The following is a 3,936-nucleotide window of genomic DNA, read 5'->3' on the forward strand; positions in this document are numbered from 1 at the left end:
TCAAAGTAAGCACTCTGTTGTTGGGTGTAGTTTCTTTAATATTATGTTCTTGTTCTAAAGAAAAAGAAGAAGTAAAAAAACAAGAAGAAGCAGTAATTATAGAAAAACCAATAGAGGTAGAAAAAGAATGTGATTTTGTTGATGATAATTGGCCAGCTTCGGCTACTCTATCAAAAACCTTATCTGATGGAGCAGGAACAGTAGCAGATGCTATTTTAATGAATGATCAAAATACAGCTATTAAAACTTTTTGGAGAGGAATTTCTGAAGCAGCTCCAGTTTTTAGATTTGTAAAAAATGGCACGGACTGGAAATCTACTTATAATGCTATTTCTTATGATACTGGGAAAATTTATTATGGAGAAGGTATTTTCAGAGATGCAAAATCTAAAGATGCCTCAAATTTAGTTAACATAATGATTCTTGCTCATGAGTATGGACATCAATTACAATATACGTTTCGTTTACCTTCTGTAAAAGAATCAACCGCCAGAGCAAGTGAGTTAGAAGCAGATGGAATGGCGGGATATTATTTGAGAAAAGGGTATGGTAAAACTACTTATTATCAAATAGCCGCAGCTTATGAATTTGCATATTCAATTGGAGATAATCAAATAACAAAATCAGATCATCATGGTAAACCTGCACAAAGACGCTCAGCAGTTCGTTTAGGATTTTTGTTAGCAGATCCTGCAAATACTAAATTAACAGCAACTCAGTTTGATACTGAATTCTTTTATTACTATAATGGAGTATTAAATGCTTCTTATAGAATGGCTAAACCAGAAGGAATGAGTGATAAAGGCCACCGATTAATTATGAGTAAAATGCAGGAATTACAAAAAATTCAATCAGGAAAAATGTCTGATGCGGAATATTTTAACTTATAATAAATTTAGTTAATCTTATTTTTAGGGCCAGCTATCATTGTATAGTTGGCTTTTTTATTAATAGAAAGTCCTACTTTTGTTTTTTTTACTTATAAAGAAGAGAGGGGGCAAATCAAAATTTTAAAAAGCTGCTTTAGATTTGTGAAAAAAGGAATTGTTAACGAGGTAAACGAATGGAAAATCTGTTTTTTTGTCAATTTAAAAAATAATGAAGAATGTTTTTTTTGTCATTTTGTCATAAAGTAATAAAGGTGTGCTGACAAACGACACCGTTTTTAGTATTGGCATAATCCTTGTCATTTTCGAAAATGTATTGAAAGCACGACTACTTGTTTAAAAGTAGTTCATTAAAAAGAATTAAAATTTAAGGAGAATTATATTATGAGTAAAATTATTGGAATCGACTTAGGTACTACTAACTCATGTGTGGCAGTAATGGAAGGTGGAGAACCAGTTGTAATTGCAAACGCAGAAGGTAGAAGAACTACTCCATCAGTAATTGCATTTGTTGAAGGAGGAGAAATTAAAGTAGGAGATGCTGCAAAACGTCAAGCAGTAACAAACCCTACTAAAACGATTGCTTCTGTTAAGCGTTTTATGGGGAATAAATACTCTGAAAGCGCGAAAGAAGCTTCAACTGTGGCTTATAAAGTAGTGAAAGGAGATAACGATACACCACGTGTGGATATTGATGGTCGCTTATATACACCACAAGAATTATCAGCTATGACACTTCAAAAAATGAAGAAAACAGCTGAAGATTATTTAGGACATACAGTAACTGAAGCGGTTATTACAGTTCCAGCTTATTTTAATGATGCACAACGTCAGGCTACTAAAGAAGCAGGTGAAATTGCAGGTTTAAAAGTAATGCGTATTATTAACGAGCCTACAGCAGCAGCTTTAGCTTATGGTTTAGATAAAGCAGCTCACGATAAAAAAATTGCTGTTTATGACTTAGGTGGAGGTACTTTTGATATTTCTATTTTAGAATTAGGTGATGGAGTGTTTGAAGTATTATCAACTAATGGTGATACTCATTTAGGAGGAGATGATTTTGATCAAGTAATTATTGATTGGTTAGCTAATGAATTTCAATCAGCAGAAGGACTAGACTTACGTCAAGATCCAATGGCTTTACAACGTTTAAAAGAAGCTGCTGAAAAAGCAAAAATTGAATTGTCAGCATCAGCACAAACTGAAATCAATCTTCCTTATATTACGGCTACAGCTTCTGGACCAAAACACTTAGTGCAAACTCTAACACGTGCTAAATTTGAACAATTAGCGGATAGTTTAGTAAAACGTTCAATGGAGCCTGTTGTTAAAGCATTAAAAGACGCAGGTTTGTCTACTTCTGATATTGATGAAGTAATCTTGGTAGGAGGTTCTACACGTATTCCTGTTATTCAAGAACAAGTAGAGAAGTTTTTTGGTAAAAAACCATCTAAAGGTGTAAATCCAGATGAAGTAGTAGCAATTGGAGCTGCTATTCAAGGAGGTGTACTAACAGGTGATGTGAAAGATGTATTGTTATTAGATGTAACGCCACTTTCTTTAGGTATTGAAACAATGGGAAGTGTAATGACTAAATTAATTGAATCTAATACAACAATTCCTACTAGAAAATCACAGGTTTTCTCGACAGCAGTAGATAATCAACCATCAGTAGAAATTCACGTATTACAAGGTGAGAGACCAATGGCTAACGATAACAAAACAATAGGTCGTTTTCATTTAGATGGTATTCCGCCAGCACCAAGAGGAGTGCCGCAAATTGAAGTTACTTTTGATATCGACGCAAATGGTATTATCAAAGTATCAGCTACAGATAAAGGAACAGGCAAATCACATGACATTCGTATCGAAGCTTCTTCTGGATTAACACAAGAAGAAATAGAGAGAATGCGTAAGGAAGCTGAAATGAATGCGGAAGCAGATAAAGCCGCTAAAGAAAAAGCAGATAAGTTAAATGAAGCAGATAGCATGATTTTTCAAACGGAAAAGCAGTTAAGTGAATTTGGTGATAAATTATCAGAAGGTAATAAATCAAATATAGAAAATTCTTTAAGTGAGTTAAAAGCTGCTTACGAAACAAAAGAAATTTCTGCTATTACTCCAGCTTTAGAAAAAATCAATGAAGCTTGGAAAAACGCTTCTGAAGAAATGTATAAAGCTCAAGCAGAAGGGCAGCAAGCCGCTCAAGGACAGCCACAAGCTGATGCAAGTGGTGACGCTACTCAAGATGTAGAGTTTGAAGAAGTAAAATAAAATATTATAAATTTTATAAATAAGAAAGCTGTCCGAAAAATGTACTGCACCCAAAAGTTTAGACAAATTTATAATTAACTTTGATAATAATGAGCCCGATAGAATATCGGGCTCATTTTGTTTAAATTTGACTTGATTCTATCATTATTGTAATAAATTATATATTCATTTATCTCTTTTTTTAATTGGTTTATTGATCTGTATTATTTTATGAAATGTTCCTAATTATGATTCCTTTTTTTGATATTGATTATGTGACTCCTCCTTACGTCGGAGTGACAAACAAGAGACTATAAATAGAATCTAAAAGAGTATTCTTTGAATCTAAAAGGGTGGCATTGTAGGGAATTTTATTTTGTGATGTGTTTTTATCAAATAAGAGCAAAAAATTATTTATCAGCATATAAAATTAAAGATTTATTCACTGTTATACTCTATAAAAAATCACGAGGTTTGAGTAAACAGTAAAACTCATAAACAACCAAAAAACTAATCTATAGAATTTCTATACTTGTGGGTAATAAAATATAATAATATAGTACATCAAGGATTTATAATACCATTTAAACGTTGAATTTTCTTTTTAAAAATAGTACATCTACAAAAGTAACAAAAATTAGTGTTGGTTCTCGATGCGCTTCGCGCTCGAACTAACGATGATTTCAATTATATACTCAACTGTCTGTTCGAGTTGTTTTTAAAATGAAAAAAAAACGTATCGAGAACTTTACTTTTTAATCCAGTATATTTTAAGTTTAAATGGTATTAATTTTTA

General features: G+C 32.3%; 3 protein-coding genes. 2 read left to right on the forward strand and 1 reads right to left on the reverse strand.

Going from position 1 to position 3,936, the window contains the following annotated elements; genetic code table 11:
• Both B0A78_RS13445 and dnaK read left to right on the forward strand, forming a co-directional pair.
• The coding region (locus tag B0A78_RS13445; RefSeq protein ID WP_249030964.1) for a metalloprotease at positions 1-890 on the forward strand (890 nt) is incomplete at its 5' end.
• A gap of 381 nt (positions 891-1,271) precedes the next feature.
• Positions 1,272-3,161, forward strand: a complete 1,890-nt coding sequence (gene dnaK / locus B0A78_RS13455; protein ID WP_065213429.1) for a molecular chaperone DnaK — start codon at positions 1,272-1,274, stop codon at positions 3,159-3,161.
• 74 nt (positions 3,162-3,235) lie between these two features.
• Here dnaK and B0A78_RS13460 read toward each other — a convergent pair whose 3' ends face one another.
• Positions 3,236-3,355, reverse strand: a complete 120-nt coding sequence (locus B0A78_RS13460; protein ID WP_080572519.1) for an IS3 family transposase — start codon at positions 3,353-3,355, stop codon at positions 3,236-3,238.
• Between the last annotated feature and the right edge of the window lie 581 nt (positions 3,356-3,936).

It is taken from the genome of Flavobacterium columnare NBRC 100251 = ATCC 23463, from assembly GCF_002530675.1.
Taxonomy (GTDB): Bacteria; Bacteroidota; Bacteroidia; order Flavobacteriales; family Flavobacteriaceae; genus Flavobacterium; species Flavobacterium columnare.